This is a genomic window from Alkalibaculum bacchi (genome assembly GCF_003317055.1).
In the GTDB taxonomy this organism is placed as follows: domain Bacteria; phylum Bacillota; class Clostridia; order Eubacteriales; family Alkalibacteraceae; genus Alkalibaculum; species Alkalibaculum bacchi.
Genome location: NZ_QNRX01000023.1, coordinates 1 through 22,726 on the forward strand (window position 1 = coordinate 1; position 22,726 = coordinate 22,726).

Genomic DNA, 22,726 nt, shown 5'->3' on the forward strand with positions numbered 1-22,726 from the left:
AAAACTGATTTCTACCTAAATTTTTCTGTAAAAATTCTTTATACGCGAGTATCCTAAATATTTACATTATAATTTGCCTATTCCGCAAATGCCTACATACCCCGTCCCCATATGCATACCCCGTCCCCATATGCATACCCACCGCCATACAACAACATTTCATGAAATTATTTGCAAGAGAGTTATTGCATTTATATGATGGCTATGAGGACGTTTATAATACATTACTTGCTATATTTCCTACCAATGGTCAGGTGCAATATGAAGCCTTCTTAAATTACGTAGCAAATCATATTGAAATTTATGACGAACAACTTGTAAAGACAATTTGCCGAATGTCTGTTGTACTTTCTTCAGAGGAAGCTTTAGAGCTGCTGCATTGGGCAACGGACAATGAAATGGTCCATGTACATCCAGCTTCTGGAGACGGAGCAGACTATAATATCAAGGTTTCGGAAATCAAAAATGATAAGCATGATGTTGAGTATTTCATATGGCGTCTACTGGGACATAAAGATAAAGGCGTGCGCTGTAAAGCAGCACATGTTTTGTTGCGTACTGCTGTTCTTGGAGACTTTGATATAATAAAAAATATCGTGCAAATCTATAACAATCCATTACCTATATGGTATATGGATGAAAAGAACTATTTTTTCATAGAATCAGCGAGAATTTGGTACTTAGCTACTTGCTTGCGCATTGCAAAGACATATTCAAAATCGCTAGTTTCAATATACCCTTTTTTCAAATCTATTGCATGTGCCGAAAATATAGTACATGCTTTGCAGAGAAGGTTGGCAAGAGATATTTGCCTACTGCTTGCACCATATTGTGATGCTGATTCCATAGATAAACTATCAATATGCGATAAATGTATAGAGCATGATCATGTCAGTGGAATGAGAAAATACCAACGTGAAAGCATAAAAAGTTCTGAAAGTTGGAAATTCAGTTTCGATACTACTGATACATTGCGATATTGGTATGATGATGTAGCTGAAATATTTGGCTGTACACAAAATGAAGTGGCGAATGAATGTGATTACTTTGTTGCTCAGTTTGGAGTTACAAATGAGCAATGTATCAAATGGAATAAAAATTTTTTAAGACAAGAAGAGTATCAAAAAACATACAATAATCATGGTCATATTCCAACTGTAGAGACTCTTGAAAAGTATGTAGAATGGCATTCAATGTTTTATGTTGCAGACAGATATCGCCAGACTAAAGAGCAAATTAGAGATGACTATCAATCTTATGAATCATGGCTAAATGGATATCTGTTTGGAGTGAATGGATTATGGTGCTTTGAATTTCGTAACCATGTGCCGCTTTTGCCATTTTTGTGGGATTTTTCAAAGACAGTAGAAATAAAACCGACTTGTTGGTATGTTATTCCTGAACATCTGCCTAAAAAGCTGACAGATAATTCATTAGGAATTTCGTTAGATATGGAATATTCCGCTCACTTCCAGCAGAGTAACAGATATATTCGGATTGAAAGTGCTTTTGTCAAAAAAGATTACATTAATCAGCTAGTAACTGAACTGGAAAATCCAAATGTTGCGCTTTTTGACTTTTATCAAAAAAACCATGAGTATGGATACCACAAGAAGCCTATGTTTTTCGCTCATCCGACTTGCGAGGTGATTACTACATTCTCAGATGATGCTCTTGATAAAAAAGACTTGCTGCTAAAAGATTATTTGACTGCGTCAAATTATTTGATGGGGTTATCCGATAATCTCAGGAAAGATTTGAATTTATCACAAGAAAATCAACTTTTGCATACAAGAGTTGATAGCAATAGCGATTTCCCTATTCAGATGTATCATTGGAGCGAACCGGAAAATGAAAGCGGTTATGAAAAACATAGTACTTATGGAAATATGGTTGTTATCGAAAAAGAATGCTTGTTAGAAATATTAAAAAAGCAAAACCAAGCAATTTTATTTGAGGTATTAATATCTTTTGAAGATGATAGTTATAGGTTTCATGGAACTCCTAGTAAGCCAGCAAAATCAAAAACAATATTATTTTTGAAAATTGACGAACAGAACAACGAGTTTGTTTGGGGAGAACACATTCTTCCAGTAAATGATAACTAATAGATGTTAGGTACTAAGGCCGAGCCATGCCTTTGGGAATATGCAACTCTGCGAATGAGATGTAATATTGCATTATCTCCACTGAGAAGGAAGGAATAAAATGTTAGAAAGTATAGCTTGGATGAACGAGTTCGGAATTATAGACTTGATTGGAATTATTGTTAGCCCTATTATTTCAATCATTATTTTGTGGTTAACTTTGAAGCATGAAAAAAAGCAATTTAGGATACAAATTCAAAAACAAGAGAAAGAACATAGAGAAAATATCGAAAAAACAGAACAACAGCACAAACAACTCTTAAAGCAACAACAAGACGAGAACCGAATCGCAGCCATGCCTTATTTTGTCATGGACAAAAAAATAGAGACATATTTTGAAAATGAGACACTTTATTTTACAATTTCGTTTACAAACGAGGGAAATGGAACTGCCATTGAATTAACAGGAAAATATATTGAAGATATGTCAAAAGATTATTTATGCCCGATGTGTGAAACTGTTACTGCTATCTATGGATGTGGCTGTCCTTTTGACTATGAAACAAATGTGGCAACTCCGAAAAGCACTTGTCGCTTTGATATGTATCAAAAGCGAATTGCAGATAATCTGGGGGATATGAATATTGATAAGGTGACTTTTAGTATTTTGTTTAAGGACATGTATTTTAACTTATATGAGCAACAGTGTATGTTTATCTTCGAGCAGAGTGCAGAAGACAGTAGCATAAGAATTGCGCGCGTATCTGTTGGTACTCCAACATTAATAGAAACTACTTCGAGAGAAAATTAATGCTTCCTACAAGGCAACCACACCTTGTGAAAATTTTTTACAAGGTCAACACAAGTGAAGAGCATTGTCCAATTATGTCATTAAGATGATTGCTAAACTTGTATTTCATACTGGGACAATGATTTAGAGAACGTACCAAAGTTTGAAGAACTCCCAAATGGATGAAGAAAAGAACTTTTATTCTTCACAATAGGTTTATATCGAGAAAAATAACCCTCCGCCAAGGCCCCAATAGGTCCTAACGACATCATTATTGTCTACTCAACGCATCTCGTGAAGTGGAGAATATCTTTGAAAACTCTGATTTCATCTATATGCTTAACCAAGCATCAGGAGATAGACAAATCTTAGCAAAACAGCTTAACATCTCCCCGCATCAGCTTTCCTATGTAACCCAATCAGCTGAGGGCGAAGGACTATTGTTTTACGGCAATGTGATTTTGCCCTTTGCTGATAAATTCCCGAAAGATACGGAACTCTACCGTATCATGACTACTAAGCCAAACGAAATAGAAAAAGCATAAGACATTTCCATCTCCTGAAAAGAGTATTGCCGAAATTGGTAAGGAACAGCTTAAAAAGTTAAAAGAGAAAAAAGAGCCACCTATGCTTGATGAATAGGAACATTCTTACGATTTTGCTGAGGTCAGCAAAATCGCAATACAGAAACAATACCATTGCGTAAAAGCCACTTGTAGAGATACAGGTGGCTTTTTGCGTAGAAAGGAGTAATTTATTTGAGTCAAAAGAGTAAAAGACCATTCCGTCCGGCGGGTAAAGTATCAAGGCTTACCTTTACCGATGAAGAACGTGCTGACCCTGAGCTTGAAAAGCCTTTAAAGAAAGCAGAAAAAGCAGGGGATAAATTAGAAAAGGCACAGGCAAAAATCCCAAAGAAAAAAAGTCTTGCAACAGAACGCACCTTTGATGCCAAAACAGGCAAAGCAAAGGTGCGTTTATATTTTGAAGAAACAGATAAACCAAAGCCGACTTCTAAGCTATCCCATGCTGTTAAAACCATTCCACAAAAAGAACTGCTTAATAAAATTCATAAGGAGATCCGTGAGGGCGAACAGGATAATGTGGGCGTGGAAGCAGCACATAATACGGAACAAGGGATAGAGTTTGGGGAAAGGCGGATACAAAGTGGCTACCGCAGTCATAAGTTAAAACCCTACCGGAACCTTGCCAAAGCAGAAAAACAGACAGTTAAAGCCGAGGTCAATTATCTGTATAAAAAGAGTTTACGGGATAATTCCCAAACTCTTACTAATCCTATCTCTCGTTGGCAACAAAGGCAGGCAATAAAAAAACAGTACCTTGCAAATAGGTATGGAAAAGGTGCTAAGACAGCCCATCAAACGGCTAAAAATACAAAAACAGCAGTCAAAAATTCAGCAAGTGCCACTGAAAAAATCACACAGCTTATTGTCAGAAATAAAAAGGGTATTTTGATTGCTCTTGGAATCGGAGTTGCCCTTATGTTTTTGATAAGTACAGTTTCTTCTTGCTCTATTCTGATGGAGGGTGGCTTACAAAGTATCGTAGGAACTTCTTATACTTCTGAGGACGAGGACATCGTAGCCGTAGATGAAGATTACGAGACACTGGAACGGGCATTGCAGGTACGCATTGACAATATAGAAAGCGAATATCCAGGTTATGACGAGTATCAATATCATTTAGATGAAATCGGACATAACCCCTTTACCCTTGCCTCTTATTTGACGGCAAAGTTACAGGTATATAAACAGTCCGAGGTTGAGGATGAACTGAGAGCTTTATTTCACCAACAATATTCTCTTACTACCCATGAAGAAGTAGAGGTACGTTATCGAACTGAAACACGTACTGATACATGGACAGATGAGGATGGAAATACCCATAGCGATACCTATACCGTAGAAGTCCCTTATGATTATTACATTCTCCATATTACTCTGAAGAATAAGGATATCAGTATTCTTGCCACAAATAATTTGACTGATGAACAGAACAAAATGTTTGCCGTGTATATGGAAACACAGGGCAACAAGCCTTACTTGTTTAAGGGCAATATTTATGCTCCAAATAAAGGTGAATATACAGACTATGATATACCACCTGATGCCTTGACTGATCCTGATTTTGCAGCCCTTATTAATGAGGCTGAAAAATATTTAGGCTATCCCTATGTATGGGGTGGCAGTTCTCCAAGCACCAGCTTTGACTGTTCCGGTTTTGTGTGTTGGGTATTGAATCAATCGGGTGTATACCCTATGAACCAAACAACGGCACAGGGTATTTTCAATCAATGTGCCATAATACCACCAAGTGAAGCAAGACCCGGAGATATTATCTTCTTTACAGGAACTTATGCTAGTAGTGGTGCAGTATCACATGTTGGAATTTATGTAGGAAATGGCATGATGATCCACTGCGGAAATCCCATACAATATGCCTCTGTAAATAGCACTTATTGGACACAACATTTCTATGCCTATGGACGCTTGAATTAAGGAGGAATTCAATGAGTAAGAAGAAAGAAAAGGTTCTTTTAGAAATTACAAAAACAAAAGGAAAAATTGCAGAATTACAACAGAAGCTCCGAGAATTGGAGCGACAAAAAACAGAACTGGAAAATACCGAGATTGTAGAGCTTGTTCGTAGTACCAAAATGAATACCAGTGAGCTATCTACATTTTTAAAGGCGTATCGTGAAAAAAATGATGCGTCTTTTTTCATTCAAAAACAGGAGGAAATAACCCATGAAGAAAATTAACATTCGTATCTTTGCAACCTTATTTGCAGTATTTCTTTGCCTATCAGCTTTCCCGGCAACAGCTTTTGCAGGAGGTGGTGAAGAAGAAATACCGCTTATTCCTGAAGAAACTGAAACACCACAGTCGGACCCTGTTTCCCTTACTCCAGATGGAAACCTGACCCTTGTAGACGATATTTCAGAAGAAGAAGCCGAGGATAAACAATTTGTAACCCTTGTTTCCAAGAACGGCAACTACTTCTACTTAGTAATCGACCGTGCCGGGGATAAGGAAAATGTCTACTTCCTAAACCTTGTAGATGAGGCCGATTTGCTTGCACTCATTGAGGGAGAAACTCCACAACAACCTCAAGTATCACAGGTATGTAATTGCACCGACCTTTGTGAAGATGGAAAGGTAGACCCTAATTGTAGTCTTTGCAGAAATGACCTTACTAAATGCACAGGAAAGACCACAAGCCCTGCCCCTGCTCCTGAGCCTACGGAAGAAAAAACTAATAACGCAGGAAGTATATTGATTATCTTACTGATTGTAGGCATAGCAGGTGGTGGATTTTATTATTTCAAGGTGTTAAAAAATAAGGGAAATACCAAAGGCAATACACTCCTTGAGGAATATGACTTTGAAGATGAAGATGATTTTGAAGATGAGTATGAATACGAAATTGAGGATGAAGATGAAGACAATGATGAAAGTGAGGATATTTAATGACATTTTTTACAGATAGTGTTTATGAAAAAATGATGGTGCAAAAACCTATATACGGGCGGGAGAAAATATCTCCTGCCCCTGATGATAAAAAGCGTAAAAAGAAGGATCGTCGGGTAGCTAATGTTGAGCATATCCCAATCTCAAAAGAAAGGAACGTTAAAAAATGAAATTAGTCATTGCAGAAAAACCGTCCGTAGCACAAAATATTTCTGCCGTTATCGGTGCTAAGGTCAGAAAAGATGGATATATGGAAGGCAACGGCTATCTTGTATCATGGTGTGTGGGACATTTGGTGGAACTTGCCTCTGCCGATTGCTACGATGAAAAATATGCTAAATGGCAGTATAAGGATTTGCCTATCTTGCCCCTTAATAATTGGAAGTATGTCATTTCAAAGGGCAAGGAAAAGCAAATGAAGATTATTGGAAACCTAATGAAACGCAGTGATGTTACTGAAATAATTGCCGCCACAGATGCAGGACGTGAGGGAGAACTCATCTTCCGATTAGTTTATGAAAGGCTATCCTGTAAAAAGCCTATTAAAAGGCTTTGGATTTCCTCAATGGAGGAAAGTGCCATTGAGGAAGGTTTTAAAAATCTTCGTAATGGATCAGATTATGAATTGCTTTACCAATCTGCACTATGCCGAGCCAAAGCCGATTGGATTGTAGGTATTAACGCTACCCGCCTATTTTCTGTTCTCTATGGACAGACCTTAAATGTGGGCAGAGTGATGTCTCCTACTCTTGCCATGATGGTAGAGCGTGAGGCTGATATTACAAGCTTTAAAGTAACACCTTTCTATACCGTACAGCTTGACTTAGGAAGTCTTATCCTATCAGGAGAAAAACTTCAAGAAAAACAGGAGGCAGAAACTTTACGCAATGCCTGTGACGGTCAGAATATCATCATCGAAAAGACAGAGCGAAAAGAAAAATCAGAAAACCCCCCTAAACTCTATGACCTTACCACATTGCAAAGAGAGGCAAACAGACAGCTTGGATTTACCGCAGAGCAGACCTTGGGATATGTCCAAAGCCTTTATGAAAAGAAGTTAATTACCTATCCTAGAACAGACAGCCGTTATATTACGGAAGATATGAAAGATAGTATCCCTGCTTTGGTAAAAACTACAGCAGGTTTTTTTATGCCTGAAAATGTTCAACCATCTATCAATACAGTACAGATAATTGATAACAGCAAGGTATCCGACCACCATGCTATTATTCCAACTATGGGAATAGAAAGCTATGATATTCACTCTCTACCCTTTGGAGAACGGGAAGTTTTACTCCTTATTGCCTTGCGTTTAGTTTGTGCAGTTGGAGATAACTGTCGTTATGCAGAAACACTTATAACTGCAAAATATAGCGGTGCAATATTTACTGCAAAGGGTAAAACCATACTTGAGGATGGCTGGAAGGCAATCCAGAAAATTTATCTTGACACTAAAAAAGAACAGTCTCAAGAAGAAAAGGATACTGCTTTGCCACCTGTTGCCCAAGGTGAAGTATATCCCGCAAAAGCTACGATTAAGGAAGGAAAGACCAGTCCACCAAAGCATTTCACAGATGATACCTTGCTTTCGGCTATGGAAAATGCAAATAATGCAGTAGATTATACAGAGCGTAAAGGTATTGGTACTCCTGCCACTCGTGCAGGAATTTTGGAAAAGCTCATTAAAACGGGACTTGCCGAGCGTAGAGGACAGAAAAAGATAAAGTACTTTATTCCTACCCATAAAGGAATTTCCCTTGTTACAGTTTTACCAGATGCAATAAAATCAGCACAGCTAACCACCCAATGGGAGGAACAATTAAAGAAGATTGAACATGGAACACTCTACCCTAATACTTTCTTAAAAAATATTTCACTTATGACAAAAGACATTGTATCAACCTATGAAATTATTGAAGGAGCAGATACCCTTTTTCCCTCAAACTCTAAGGGAGAGTCTATCGGTAAATGCCCTCGCTGTGGTGTGCGTGTATTAGCAAATAAGAAAGGATTTTGCTGTGAAAACAGAACTTGCGGTTTTGCCTTATGGAAAGAGAATAAGTTTTTTACTGCAAAGAAAAAGAAATTAACAAAGACCATAGCAGCAGAACTTTTGGAAAATGGCAAAGTTAAATTAAATGGCTGCTATTCTGAAAAAACAGGTAAAATCTATGATGCCATTATCATTCTTGATGATACAGGTGGTAAATATGTAAATTTAAAAATGGAGTTTCCCACAAAGAAAGGAAGGTGAAATTATGAATATTAAAAATTTGATTAAGACCCTTTTAGATATTGAAGTGAATACCGAGGATATATTAAAACTACGTGAAAATCCCAAAGAATATATCACCAAAGAAGAGGATGCTGAAAAGCTAAAGGATTTGTTCCTACTCATGGATTTAGCAGAGAAACAGGAGGTGGATGAAGATGGCAAATACTGATGAACTTCGCTATATCCAAGCCTTTTCAAGAATTATCGGCGTAAAAGAGGATGATGCTATAGAATATGCACAGAGAAAGGGATTAAACTCGTTAGTGGACAACGCCACACAGCTCCTCTCTACTCCGGCTCAACGAGAAAAACACCAAGCCTTTCTCGATTTGTACAGAATGAGCAGTGGCATCAATACCCGAAACCCTATAATTAATTCACCAGAAGCTGCATCTGACTTTTTCCATTCGGTGATGGATAAAATATACGATAAAGAGGCATTTGTTGTAGCCTTTCTCAATACTAAGAATCGTGTCATTGACCATGAAGTTGTATCTGTTGGGACTATCAACAGCTCCCTCGTACACCCTAGAGAGGTTTTTAGGAATGCCATTATCAATAAGGCCAATTCAGTAATTCTATGTCATAATCACCCCTCTGGAGATTTAACTCCCAGTAAAGAGGATATTAACATTACAGAACGCCTTAGAGAGACTGGAAATCTACTGGGTATTCGAGTTTTAGACCATCTAATTATTAATGGTATCAATCAGAATGAACTCTATTCCTTTAAGGCTAAAGGTGTGTTGGAAGCCACAGAGGTTTACAATATCACTTCATCAGTACGGAATGAGGACGCAAATTATGATTTTACAAAGGGTACAAAGGCACAAAGCATGGATTTTAATGTACCAATACAAGAACATACCTACCCTTTGCCTGACCCAGATATAAGTATTTCAGACCGTAATTCCTACGGATATTTAGATGATGGGATGCTGCCACTATCAAGGGAACGAGCAGCAGAATTGTTTGAGCAGGATTTGACAGTGTACCTGCTTTATGAGGATGATACTGAATCAATGGCATTTGACCGTGAGGATATTGATAATCACAGTGGGATATTCGGGATTCAGCGTACCGATTGGATAGCCTTGCAGAACTATGAGGCAATGAAAGACAAGGAAAAAACCTCTGTATGGGAACTTGAACAGAGGTTTTTGGAAACTCCTAATAATTCCTTTGCCATTTATCAGCTTAAAAATGGAGAAGAATTGAGGGATTATCGCTTTGAAGGATTGGAACGACTGCAAAATTCCGGGCTTTCTGTAGATCATGATAATTATGAGCTTATCTATACTGCTCCCATAACCGATTTTAACGGAAATCAAAACCATACCCTTAACAAACTCTATGAACAGTTTAATATAAACCACCCGACTGATTTTAGGGGACACTCAATCTCTGTTAGTGACATCATTGCCTTAAAGGTAAATGGTATTGTATCTTCTTATTATGTAGACAGCTTTGGTTTTAAAGAACAATCGCATTTTCTTCCTGCACATAATTATTTAGAAACTGCTGAAAAATCAGTAGAGCAAAATTATAACCAACTGGACGGTATTATCAATAATAAGCCTACAGTAACAGAGTTGGAGCAAAGTATAAAAGGAGAAAGAAAGGAAAAGAAAACTTCTGTAGTAGAAAAGCTTAAAACAAAGCCATTCATAGAGAAAGATAAGCAGAAAAGAATACCTCAAATAGGTACGGAAAAGGAGCGATGATTATGAATAAATTTACCCTAGAAGAAAGGAATTTAATCTGTATCTACAATACTGGCTCAAGAACAGGTTTACTCTCGGAACTTACTCAAATGCAAACTCACTTAGAGCAAGATGAAACTGAACTTTTGGAACTTGCACAATCAGTTATGGATAAGGTAACTGCTATGAGTGATGTTGAATTTGACAGTATTACAGCAGAACTGATTGCTGATTTTGAGGGATAGTTTCTATTAAGCAACTAACGAGAAAAGGGGAAAACAAATGAGTATGAGAAAGATTTACCGTAAAGTAGCAAGAAAAAATGGTGTTTCTATAAAAGAAGTAAAAGAGGAAATGCAGAAAGCCTTAGACTATGCTTATACCAATACACCTGATGATGGAGTTACAGAGGCTTATCAAAAACAAGTGCCATCAAAAGATGAAATACCTACACCCTATGAGTTTATAAGGTATGCAGCAGATAAAGTAAAATAACAAGATTTGTCTACCCAATACAAAGGATTATTTTGCATTGGGTAGTTTTGTAGATTATATTAGGATAAAGGATAGATATGATACAGAATAAAGAGGTCAAAATGGGTGTTGGAAATATATTTACTGCTTGTTAAGTTGGTAAGTGGCTTATATAATGTATATATGTAGATTATTGTGATGTAAACAAAATCTATATCTTAAACTATTTTATGAAAATCACTTTCCCACTAACTTAGTGAGAGGAGATGAATACTTGAGAAAAAGATTATTAAAACGATTTTCATATTTATATACTGGCGAATTAATGTCAGTAGTAATGTTTATTGTCGTATTTTTTTTACTTAAGAAAGTTTATCCCCAATTACGATTGTATTCGCTAACCTCTTTTTGGATTTCTTTTTTTCTTTTAGAATTTCTATTAGTGCAGGGAAGTATATATTGGTATGTAAAATGGAACAGATTAAAGAAAGAAAATACAACAGTAACTCCTATCCAAGTTGTAAAAAGCTTTAAAAATTTGAAGAAATTAAATATCGGCCTAATAATTATCATAATGTTTATTTTTGCGTTTGATTTTTTAAAATTATATCCATCATTACCTTTAGGCAGCTTGGGCATTGCAGGCTTTATCTATATATTTGCGATACTTGAATATATTAACTATTTTCACTTTCAACTTTCGTATGATAATCTTTCTGATATTAAGTATTTATTGAGGTCAAAAAGGCTTAAACAATCATGTCTAAGCAGGGACTTTGATAGTATGGTTTAAATTTTAGTTTGCCGATGACATTATAAATAAAATTTGAAGTTAAGACGCATTATTTATTTTTTATTCATCTAATATATATGTAAAAATCAAATAAAACCAAAGGCAACAACAATAAAATAAAATAAAATAAAATAAAATAAGATAAGATAAGATAAGATAAATACCCATTACAAGAAATTATTCTGTAGTGGGTATTTTTGCGTTAAGGAGGACTAATATGGCAAATAAAGCACAAGCCTTTGCACAGTTGGCAGAGAATACCGCTAAGCAGATTACAGGAAGTCATGCAGAATGGACAGGATTTCTTACCACTGTTGGAAGGCTCTACAGATATACTTATTATGAACAGCTCATGATTTATGCACAGCGGCCTGATGCTACGGCTTGTGCAGAATATGATTTGTGGAACAATAAAATGAACCGATATGTCCGTCGTGGCTCAAAGGGAATTGCCCTAATTGACCCGGCAGGGGACACTCCTAAGATACGGTATGTCTTTGATGTTTCCGATACAGGTGGCAGGGAAAATTCTCGTCGTCCATATCTATGGGAAATGCAGGAGCATCATAAACAACCGATATTAGATATGTTAGCAGATAAATATGGTATAGAAGATAATAATCTTTCCGATGCCTTTTATAACATTGCAAGAAATATGTCCATGGAGTATTATGATAATCACAAAGTGGATATAAGGTATCTCGTAGAAAACAGTTTTTTAGAGGAATATGATGAGGACAATATCCAAAAGGCTTTTGAAGATGTTGTTACTATTAGTACCGCATACACTTTGATGAAACGATGCGGATTGAACACGGAAGAATATTTTACACATGAGGACTTTTTAAGTATATTTGATTTTAACACCCAAGATACAGTTACACTATTAGGTACGGCAGTTAATGAACAGACTAAACAGGTCTTTAGAGAGATTGCAATTACCATAGTCAAAATAGAACGTGAAAGGAGAAATGAATATGAACGAAATCACTTACAGCAGGAACGGGGATTATCTGATACCCGACCTGACATTGACACAGCCAGAACAGCATCTCGGAAAATACGGGAGAATGAGGAAGAAATATCTTCAGGAACATCGAACACCCTTATTCAATTCTCTGCTGTTGAGCGAGAAACTGTTTCCCCATCTGTTGGAGATAGACAAAACAGCCAACAGGAGATTAACACAGATAATGTCGGACTTACAGAAAGTTCAGCCAGCACCCGACAAGAGACAGAAGCAGATGGAATGGGTAGGTTACATGAACAACCTGAAGGCACAAGCAGAGGAAATAATACTGAAGGAACTTATATACAATTAACCTTGTTTCCAACGGAGGAAGAACAGGTACAAATAATAGCGGGGAGTGAAAAGCTTTCCGCTTTTTCTATACAACAAAAGGATATAGACAGTATTTTAAGGACAGGGAGCAATAGAAATAATAGTTTATTGAGAATAGTTTCATTTTATCAAAAGAATAAATCCATTGAAGAAAAGGCTGCCTTTTTACAGAATGAATACAAAGAAGGTGGCAAAGGATTATATATTGATGGAGAAAAAATATCCCTATGGTTTAACAAAGAAGGTATTCATATTGCAAAAGGGGATACAGCTTTATATGTTCGTTCAAAACAAGTGATTGGATGGACTGATGTGGCAGAAAGGATTGAGGAACTTCTAAATGAAGGACAGTTTGCAACACAGGATACCTTAGAACATGTAGAGATTTTTGAAAGGCAACAACTTGCAGAAACACTTTGGTATATTCACCAGAATTTTGCTGATAAGGCAAATGGTCAATTCTTTGATGAAGAAATTTTCAATGGAGGTTTTCCAAGCTCCACCAGTCATATTGCAGAATTACTAAGTGATCCACAGGAGGTTGATAATCTAATTGATGGACTACAGCGATTTACTAATGCTTACGAGGAAGATAGTGAACTATTGCGTTTCCACTTTTACAAACCACAAAAACTGCTTTCTTATTTTATGGATTTAGGACTTCCAAAACGAGAATTTACAGCTGAAATCAAGAATATTATAGACTTTAAGATGTTCGTTACACAAGATGAAGTTGACAAGGAACTTGCAGGAGGAAGTGGTGTTCAAAACGGGAAAGACCGCATCTATGAATACTTTACACAACTTCACAGTCCAAAAGAAAAAGAGGATTTTCTGAAAAATGAGTATGGTACAGGAGGCAGAAGTCATGCTCTTTCCGGAGCCGATAACAGCAATCAACAACACGATGCAAAAGGAATTTTATACAGCCGTAGAGAAAGTGATGATAAACTACTTTTAAATTGGAGCAAAGTTGCCAAACGAATTGACTATCTGATTACCAATGATCGCTATATGACTACCGAAGAAAAGAAAAGGTTTGAAGAATTACAGAGAGAAAAGGCAGGAATTATAGAAATACCACCTGCTCCATCTTTGATAGACGAATCTGTTAATTCCGCTCCCCCACATCAAGCAGAAGATGAAATAATAGAAGCTGAAGAACCTATAGAAAATAATTTAATACCATACATTAAAGGCGATACCGTATATCTTGAAAACGGTACGCCTTTTTTAATTGAAGAAATTACAGATTATCATGTGACCCTGCGTGACCCGTCCCTGCTATATCCCATACTAAGATCGGAAAGTAGAGAGAGTTTCTTACGGCTTTTAGAACTTTATCCCCAATTACAAGTACCCCAAGAAAAAGCTGAGAACTTTCGAATTACTGATGAGAAATTAGGCGAAGGAAGTAAGCGTGAGAAATATGCAGGAAATATAGCTGCTATTACCACCTTGCAGACCATAGAAAAAGAACGCCGTCCTGCTACAGAAGAGGAACAGGAAATATTATCAAAATATGTAGGATGGGGAGGTTTGTCTGAAACCTTTGATAAAGATAACAGCAGTTGGAGTAATGAGTTTATGCAACTTAAAAACCTGCTGTCTGAAGATGAGTACAGCATGGCAAGAGCCTCTACCCTTAATGCCCATTATACAAGCCCTGTAGTTATAAAGGCTATTTATGATGCAGTGGAAGGTATGGGATTTGCTACAGGAAATATCTTAGAGCCTGCATGTGGAACGGGACACTTTTTTGGTATGCTCCCTGACAGTATGAAAAATTCCAATCTATACGGTATTGAATTAGATAGTATTACAGGAAGGATTGCAAAACAGCTTTATCCCAATGCCAATATATCCATTACCGGCTTTGAGAAAACAGAACTTCCTGACAGCTTTTTTGACCTTGCTATTGGTAATATACCCTTTGGAAACTATAAGCTAAGTGAAAAACGGTATAATAGCAACAATTTCCTCATTCATGACCACTTCTTTGCAAAAGCATTAGATAAAGTTCGTCCAGGAGGTGTAGTTGCCTTTATCACCTCAAAAGGAACTTTGGATAAGCAAAGTCCTGATGTACGCCGCTACCTTGCACAGAGAGCCGAATTACTTGGTGCAATTAGACTGCCTAACAATGCTTTTTTGAAAAATGCAGGAACTGAGGTTACAAGCGATATTATATTTCTGCAAAAGCGTGATAGACCCATAGATGTGGATAGAGATTGGATACACCTTGATACCAATGAGGATGGTATAGCCCTAAACAGTTATTTTGCCGACCACCCTGAAATGATTTTAGGAACAATGGAAATGAAAAGTGGTCAGTTTGGAATGGAAAGCACTTGTACGCCACTCCCCTATGCTGACCTTTCAGAGCAATTAGAATCTGCTGTTATAAATATAGAGGGCAGTATATCTGAAATAGAGATGCTTGATATGGAAGTAGATACTGATACTTCTATTCCAGCCGACCCTACGGTAAAGAACTTCTCCTATACCCTTGTAGACGGTGAGGTGTATTACCGTGAGAATTCCCGTATGGTAAAGCCTGATATCAACCAAAAGGCAAAGGAACGCATTGCAGGGATGGTGGAGCTTAGAGAGTGTGTAGATAATCTTATCAACTACCAACTAGAGGATTACAGTGATGAAACCATTAAAGAGGAACAAGAAACCTTAAATCGTCTTTATGACAATTTTACTGCAAAATATGGATTGATTAACAGTCGTGGAAACAGCCTTGCCTTTAGTGATGACAACTCCTACTATCTCCTTTGCTCCCTTGAAGATATTGACGAAAACGGCAATCTTAAAGCAAAAGCTGATATGTTCACAAAACGTACCATTAAAAAGCGTGTAACAGTTAATTCAGTAGACACTGCAAGTGAGGCACTGGCAATATCCATAGCAGAAAAGGCAAAGGTAGATATGGAATATATGGCTAAGCTTACAGGACTTTCTGAAGAAGAGCTTGCCAATGATTTAAGAGGAGTTATATTTCCTCTGCCAACTACCTTAGACAACAGTTCTATAAATTATATTACGGCAGATGAATACCTTTCAGGTAATGTCAGAGAAAAACTTCATACTGCAAAGTTAGTAGCACAATCCTCAGATATATTTAGACCCAATGTAGAGGCTTTAGAGGTGGCACAACCAAAGGACTTAGATGCCTCTGAGATAGATGTTCGCCTTGGTGCAACTTGGATTGACAAGGAATATATTGAACAGTTTATGTATGAGCTATTTGATACCCCCTACCGACTTCAAGGGGAGGTGGAAGTAAAATATGCCCATTTTACGGCTGAATGGAACATTACTAATAAAAATGCCGTTGGATATAACAATGTAGCTGCTTATGTTACTTATGGTACAGACAGAGCCAATGCCTACCGAATTTTAGAGGATACTTTAAATCTTCGTGATGTACGTATCTATGATACTGTGATAGACCCTGATGGCAAGGAAAAGCGTGTATTGAACAAGGATGCCACTACTTTGGCACAGCAAAAACAACAGACCATCAAAGATGAATTTCAAAACTGGATTTGGAAGGATGCAGATAGACGGCAGACCTTAGTAAAAACTTACAATGAGAAATTTAACTCTATCCGCCCTCGTGAATACGATGGAAAGCATATTAATTTTGTAGGTATGAACCCGGAAATTACATTAAGACCCCATCAAGTCAATGCCATTGCCCATATTCTTTACGGAGATAATACACTCCTTGCCCATGAGGTAGGTGCAGGAAAGACCTTTGAAATGGTAGCTGCCGCTATGGAAAGTAAAAGGTTAGGACTTTGCCAAAAACCACTATTTGCTGTACCCAATCATCTTACAGAGCAATGGGCAAGTGAATTTTTAAGGCTTTACCCTGCCGCCAATATTTTGGTGGCCACAAAGAAAGACTTTCAAACGAAAAATAGAAAGAAATTCTGTGCAAGGATAGCCACAGGAGATTATGATGCAGTCATCATAGGACACAGTCAATTTGAGCGTATTCCAATGTCTCTTGAACGACAGGAACGCCTACTTCGTGAACAGATTGATGAGATTATAGATGGGTTAGAAGAAGTTAAGGCAAGTGGAGGTGAACGATTTACTGTCAAACAGTTAGAACGAACGAAGAAAGGTCTGGAGCAAAGGCTGGAAAAATTACAGTCACAGGAACGTAAAGATGATGTTGTAACCTTTGAACAGCTGGGAGTTGATAGGCTTTATGTAGATGAAGCACATAATTACAAGAATCTATTTCTATATACCAAAATGCGAAATGTGGCAGGGCTATCCACTACTAATGCACAAAAATCCAGCGATATGTTTATGAAATGCCGTTATATGGACGAATTGACAGGCGGTAAAGGTATTGTATTTGCTACTGGGACTCCTGTTTCAAACTCCATGACCGAACTATATACCATGATGCGATATCTCCAATACAACACATTACAAAGAAACGGACTGGTTCACTTTGATTCTTGGGCAAGTACCTTTGGAGAAACGGTAACTGCCATTGAGCTTGCTCCAGAAGGTACAGGATATCGGGCAAGGACTAGGTTTTCTAAATTCTTTAATCTGCCTGAACTCATGGCAATGTTCAAAGAAGTTGCAGATATTAAAACAGCTGACCAATTAAATCTGCCTACTCCTAAAACCAATTATCATACCATTGCAGTAAAACCTACAGAAATACAGCAAGAAATGGTTAAGAACTTATCGGATAGAGCTGCCGATATCCAAGCAAACAAAGTTGATCCCTCTGTAGATAATATGCTAAAGATAACTTCTGACGGAAGGAAATTAGGACTTGACCAACGTATCGTCAATCCACTTCTTCCTGATGATGAAAACAGCAAGGTAAATGCCTGTATAGATAATATCTACAAGATTTGGGATAAAGGTTCAGCAGAAAAACTGACACAGCTTGTTTTCTGTGATATTTCCACCCCAAAAGGTAAAACAGCACAGGTGCAAAGAGTGGCAGAGGCAGGAAACAAAACCATTAATGGTACAGAACTTTATGCTTTGCAGGACGACTTAGCACAAGAGGAAGATACTTATACCGCAACTTTCAATGTCTATGATGATATACGAGAGAAACTAATTAAAAAAGGTGTCCCTGCCAATGAAGTAGCCTTTATTCATGAGGCAAATACAGATGTCAGGAAGAAAGAGTTATTTGCAAAGGTACGTAGTGGTGATGTTCGTGTACTTATTGGCAGTACAGCAAAATGTGGTGCAGGAACGAATATTCAAGACCGCCTTGTGGCACTTCATGATTTAGATTGCCCGTGGCGACCGGGAGACTTAACACAGCGTGCAGGAAGAATAGAAAGACAAGGAAATATGAACGATGAAGTTGATATTTTTCGTTATGTAACTGAAGCAACATTTGACGCATATTTGTGGCAGACCGTAGAAAATAAGCAGAAGTTTATCTCACAGATTATGACTTCTAAAAGTCCTGTCCGCTCCTGTGAAGATGTGGATGAAACAGCACTCTCCTATGCAGAAATTAAAGCCCTATGTGCAGGCAATCCAAAAATCAAGGAAAAGATGGATTTGGATATTGATGTATCAAAGCTAAAGCTTTTAAAGGCAAGCCACCAAAGTAATCAGTACCGTTTGGAAGATAATTTATTAAAATACTTTCCCGAAAATATTGAGAAGAATAAGGGATTTATCAGAGGATTTGAACAGGACTTAAAGACCCTTTCCGAAAATGTCCTTGCTGAAGGTGAATTTTTACCAATGGTGATTAAAGGCAATACCTTTATGGATAAGGACAAAGCCGGTGTTGCTCTCCTTGAGACTTGTAAAGAAATAAAGGGCAAAGATCCAATTGAAATCGGCAGTTATCGGGGTTTTACTATGTATCTGTCCTATGATAGCTTTTTTAACGAATTTCAACTTAATTTAAAAGGAGCAATGAGCAATACGGTAAAATTGGGAAAGGATGCAAGAGGAAATCTTACTCGTATAGATAATGCTCTTGCTAATATTCCAAACAGATTAAAAGCGGTTACGGATCAACTTGATAATCTCTATAAACAACAAGAGGCAGCAAAATCTGAAATTGGTAAGCCATTCCCCCAAGAGCAGGAACTAAAGGATAAAATTTCTCGTCTTACTGTTCTTGATACTGAATTGAACATGGGTGTAGGTGTTTCTGTACCGCAGGAGCAGACTGATAAAAAGATTTCTAAATCTGAACGTTCTTCTGTATTAGATAACCTAAAACAGCCCTCGCAGGCAGGGAAAGAGGTAAAGGAAAAGCAAGGTAAATACTTGGAGGTGAGATAATGGCAAACCGAAAAAGAAATGTTCAACTACACTTCATGGTAACAGAGAATGAGCGAGGTCTCATAGATGAAAAGATGGCTCAGCTTGGTACAAAGAACATGGGAGCCTATCTTCGCAAAATGGCTATAGATGGCTATGTTATTCATCTTGATTTATCAGACATAAGGGAGCTTGTAACACTTCTACGTCGTACCAGTAACAGTCTTAATCAGCTTACTAAACGTGTCCATGAAACAGGAAATATTTACGGTGAGGATATAGAAGATTTAAGAGAGAGCTACAGCAAGCTCTGGGAGACAGCAGATGAAATTTTATCCAGACTTTCTGCAATTTAAAATCCATATAATGGACAAAACTCTTTCCATTTGGTATGTTTTAAATATATAATGTATCAACATATAAGGGAGGATTCATTATGAGGATACTGCTTAAAATATTATTATTTCCAATTACATTGATACTTACAGTTCTTATATTATTTTTAGATTTTATTTGCCTGTTCTCAACCGCCGTGCTGTCAATATTGTCCTTTGTAGTACTTATGATTGCACTTGGAACGATTTTCATTTTAAGAGAAACTTCGGAGGGAATAAAAGCTATTGTGCTGGCATATCTAATAAGCCCATACGGAATACCTATGTTTGCTGCATGGCTGATAACAAAGATAGAGGGATTAAATGACTTACTGAAATCAGTGTAAAGGAAATGGAATAAGGGCGAAAGCATTTTTAGGCTTTTGCCCTTAATTGACATACAGCAGAAGTACCAGTGGAAAGCAAGGGCGGCGTAGCCGTTTATCTCGACCCTTGCTTTTTGATGGGGCTTCTGCTATTTCATTTGTTGATGTTTTAAAGGTGTGGGGATATAATTGGATGTAATAGATAAATAGAAATTCGTATATTCGGCTCAATGATAAAACAGTTAAAGCTAAAGAAGAACATATTTTATGAAGAACTATGCATGGTTTAGCCATGAGCATAGGATAGAACATAATAGAAAGCCATGAAATATTGGTATTTATGAAAAGTTTGTTTGATAGAGTAAGCGAAATATTATGATTCTTTATGAAAACAAAATTATAGTTAGAAAAAAGAAAGGACGGTATATATGGGAAAAAACAATAGTTGGCATAACAGTTTTGACATAGAAGGAGAACCAACTGGTGGTGGTAATGCAAATGTATATTTTGTTAAAAATAAATTGACTGATGAAAAATATGCTCTAAAAGAATTGCGTTTCAAAATAAATAATAAAGGTAAAAAGAGGTATAAAAATAGAGAAACTATGATTCGCTTTAAAAATGAAATATCCATAGCAAAAGAAAATGCAACTACTGTATTAGGGATTATCCCTATCATCTACTCTTGTGAGCAAGAGTATTGGTATACTATGCCTATTGCAGAACTAATAATGCAACATATTGAAAACAAAGAAATTAAAGAAATTGTATTAGGTGTTGTTCAATTGGCAGAAACATTAGAGTTATTGCATAATAAAGGAATATCACATAGAGATATAAAACCTGCAAATATCTACTATTATAATGATAGACTTTCTCTTGGAGATTTTGGGCTAGTGGATTTTCCAGATAATTTTGATAATCTTACTAAAACAGATAGAGGGTTGGGTGCAATATTTACTATCGCACCTGAAATGAAAAGAAATCCCCAAAAAGCCGATGGAAAGAAAGCTGATGTGTTTTCTTTGGCAAAAACAATGTGGATGTTTTTATCTAAAGATGAAAAAGGATTTGACGGTGCATATGACTATTTAGATTCAAGCCACAGTTTGCGTTATCTTAACAGATATAGAGATACTCATCTGGTAGAAATAGATGAGCTTCTTAAGGATGCTACTGATAATAATCCTGATATTCGTCCAACTATTAAGGAGTTTAAAGAAAGACTAAAAAATTGGATTGAAATTTATTCAAATATAGATAAATCTCAAGCTAGTGATTGGAATTTTCTCAACAAACAATTATTCGGGTTAAACCCACCAGAATCGTCATCATGGAGGAAAGTGTATAAAATTATTGAGGTATTAAATATTATTGGCAAGACTCCTGCATATAATCATATGTTTTTTCATGATAAAGGGGGTCTGGATTTTTCACATGCTGTCCCCGCAACGGAAGATGGATGCATTAAGTTATATGATAAAATAGGGTTTTGTTATGTTGTTAAACCTAAAGTATTATATTTTGAAGGATTTGATGAAAGCTATAAGTGGAATTATTTTTTACTTGAGCTTGATGAATTGAACCCTATTTTTGAAAATAATAATTGCTTTGATTCTGAATATTTGGTTGAGGATACCCCGGCTCATTATGTTTCGGCTCAATACGCTCAATATGGTGTTTATGATTATGATATGGGAACTCCTTTACCCGAAGGATTTCAAACGGTCTATCGTTATACCAAAGGAAAATTCTTAATTGTACTTAAACGTGGTCCCTACAATAGAATAAGCGGAACATATGATGGCAGACATGGTGATTGTAGTGCTGATAAATTCAGAGATTATATAAATGACTTAATAAAGTTCTGCTCAAAACTGTATGATTATGCCAAACGTGATGACACATTAAAACATCTATCAGATGAAGATATAGAAGACAGAATCCTTAATTTAAAAGAACTTAATAGTAATCCTTTTAAAATGCATTTTCCAGAACGAAGTAATAATGAAATGAAAGAAAAAATTGCTGAACAACAAAAGAGTAAAGAGTATATCAAAGAAAATTACAACCAATGGGATTTTAAAACAATATTGCAGCCATGTGAATTACCTTCTTCAGAAAGAATAAAATTTGCTTTTATATTTAATTCTCCAAATGCTCGTTTTTCACTTGAAACACTTAGGGGAGTAAATAACTACATTTGTACTGACGGATATATAAAAAAGTTGAATTCGGCTTTAGAAAAGGAATGTTATTATGTCTACAATAGAGAGTTGGCGATAAGGTTAAAAAATAAACTTCAACAAAAAATAGCCGAATTTCTAAAAGAAAATAACTTGCAAGATTTAGAGGAATATGAAACTTGTTTTTCAATTAAACTTATTAAGTCTGGTAAACCTACTCATTTATTCACAAAACAAGAAATTGAAGAAGAGATGAGAAAGGCTGATGATAGATTTAGCAATCAACTTATTATTAATGAAGATGGCTATGCTAAAGTAATTAAAAATGTTGGCTATGGATATTTATTTCCAGTAAGACACGAGTCATGGGATGCAGGCAATGTATATGTAGGCAAATATTCAAAACTATCAACTTTAGATGATGATTACATAGCTTCGCTGCAAGGATGGTTACTATATTTAAAAACCGGACGAAAACAAAATATGGACTACGTTCATGAAAATACAAACGAAGAAGAACTCTTAGAGGAAATAAAAAAATATTATTAGTAAGCATAAAATAGGAAATTCTAGTGTGAATATATTTATAAA

17 protein-coding genes and 1 pseudogene are annotated in these 22,726 nt (G+C 36.5%); all 18 read left to right on the top strand.

The annotated features are described in order from the left end of the window. Nucleotides 1-161: 161 nt before the first annotated feature. Nucleotides 162-2,108 carry a hypothetical protein gene (locus DES36_RS13195; protein ID WP_148581900.1) on the top strand — a complete coding sequence of 649 codons (1,947 nt, stop codon included), beginning with the start codon at nucleotides 162-164 and terminating at the stop codon, nucleotides 2,106-2,108. Nucleotides 2,109-2,208: 100 nt separating this feature from the next. Beyond that, on the top strand, nucleotides 2,209-2,898 hold the full coding sequence (locus DES36_RS13200; protein ID WP_113921686.1) for a hypothetical protein: 690 nt from the start codon (nucleotides 2,209-2,211) through the stop codon (nucleotides 2,896-2,898). Between the two features lie 260 nt (nucleotides 2,899-3,158). Continuing rightward, nucleotides 3,159-3,422, top strand: a pseudogene (locus DES36_RS13205) (VirB4-like conjugal transfer ATPase, CD1110 family); the annotation flags it as partial. A 213-nt stretch (nucleotides 3,423-3,635) separates the two neighbouring features. After that, nucleotides 3,636-5,396: a C40 family peptidase gene (locus DES36_RS13215; RefSeq protein WP_170128314.1), complete on the top strand. Its 1,761-nt coding sequence runs from the start codon at nucleotides 3,636-3,638 to the stop codon at nucleotides 5,394-5,396. Nucleotides 5,397-5,407: 11 nt separating this feature from the next. Continuing rightward, entirely contained in the window at nucleotides 5,408-5,659 is a 252-nt protein-coding gene (locus tag DES36_RS13220) for a DUF4315 family protein (protein ID WP_113921688.1), read from the top strand. Further along, complete coding sequence (locus DES36_RS13225) at nucleotides 5,646-6,368, top strand: DUF4366 domain-containing protein (RefSeq protein WP_113921689.1); 723 nt, start codon at nucleotides 5,646-5,648, stop codon at nucleotides 6,366-6,368. The genes DES36_RS13220 and DES36_RS13225 overlap by 14 nt, the downstream gene beginning before the upstream one ends. After that, nucleotides 6,368-6,538, top strand: coding sequence for a hypothetical protein (locus DES36_RS14940; protein ID WP_170128315.1), 171 nt, complete (start codon nucleotides 6,368-6,370; stop codon nucleotides 6,536-6,538). The genes DES36_RS13225 and DES36_RS14940 overlap by 1 nt, the downstream gene beginning before the upstream one ends. Then, complete coding sequence (locus tag DES36_RS13230; RefSeq protein WP_113921690.1) at nucleotides 6,535-8,622, top strand: DNA topoisomerase 3; 2,088 nt, start codon at nucleotides 6,535-6,537, stop codon at nucleotides 8,620-8,622. The genes DES36_RS14940 and DES36_RS13230 overlap by 4 nt, the downstream gene beginning before the upstream one ends. 4 nt (nucleotides 8,623-8,626) lie before the next feature. Next, nucleotides 8,627-8,812 (top strand): hypothetical protein, encoded by a 186-nt coding sequence (locus DES36_RS13235; protein WP_113921691.1) that lies wholly within the window; start codon nucleotides 8,627-8,629, stop codon nucleotides 8,810-8,812. After that, nucleotides 8,799-10,367: a RadC family protein gene (gene radC / locus DES36_RS13240; RefSeq protein WP_113921692.1), complete on the top strand. Its 1,569-nt coding sequence runs from the start codon at nucleotides 8,799-8,801 to the stop codon at nucleotides 10,365-10,367. The genes DES36_RS13235 and radC overlap by 14 nt, the downstream gene beginning before the upstream one ends. A gap of 2 nt (nucleotides 10,368-10,369) precedes the next feature. Then, on the top strand, nucleotides 10,370-10,591 hold the full coding sequence (locus DES36_RS13245; RefSeq protein WP_113921693.1) for a transposon-transfer assisting family protein: 222 nt from the start codon (nucleotides 10,370-10,372) through the stop codon (nucleotides 10,589-10,591). 37 nt (nucleotides 10,592-10,628) lie between these two features. Next, nucleotides 10,629-10,841 (top strand): sporulation initiation factor Spo0A C-terminal domain-containing protein, encoded by a 213-nt coding sequence (locus tag DES36_RS13250; RefSeq protein WP_113921694.1) that lies wholly within the window; start codon nucleotides 10,629-10,631, stop codon nucleotides 10,839-10,841. Nucleotides 10,842-11,094: 253 nt separating this feature from the next. Then, nucleotides 11,095-11,613, top strand: a complete 519-nt coding sequence (locus DES36_RS13255) for a general stress protein (RefSeq protein WP_113921695.1) — start codon at nucleotides 11,095-11,097, stop codon at nucleotides 11,611-11,613. 971 nt (nucleotides 11,614-12,584) lie between these two features. Next, a complete protein-coding gene (locus DES36_RS15200; protein WP_242981775.1) occupies nucleotides 12,585-12,935 on the top strand; it encodes a TnpV protein in 351 nt (116 codons plus the stop codon). Between the two features lie 668 nt (nucleotides 12,936-13,603). After that, complete coding sequence (locus DES36_RS13260; RefSeq protein ID WP_479722704.1) at nucleotides 13,604-19,270, top strand: SNF2-related protein; 5,667 nt, start codon at nucleotides 13,604-13,606, stop codon at nucleotides 19,268-19,270. Continuing rightward, entirely contained in the window at nucleotides 19,270-19,605 is a 336-nt protein-coding gene (locus tag DES36_RS13265; protein WP_113921697.1) for a plasmid mobilization protein, read from the top strand. Before DES36_RS13260 ends, DES36_RS13265 begins: the two co-directional genes overlap by 1 nt. 80 nt (nucleotides 19,606-19,685) lie before the next feature. Next, the gene (locus DES36_RS15085; RefSeq protein WP_113921698.1) at nucleotides 19,686-19,970 is read left to right on the top strand and encodes a CD1845 family protein; all 285 of its coding nucleotides are present in this window, start codon (nucleotides 19,686-19,688) and stop codon (nucleotides 19,968-19,970) included. 407 nt (nucleotides 19,971-20,377) lie between these two features. Next, complete coding sequence (locus DES36_RS13275; RefSeq protein ID WP_113921699.1) at nucleotides 20,378-22,684, top strand: protein kinase domain-containing protein; 2,307 nt, start codon at nucleotides 20,378-20,380, stop codon at nucleotides 22,682-22,684. The last annotated feature ends 42 nt before the right edge of the window (nucleotides 22,685-22,726 follow it).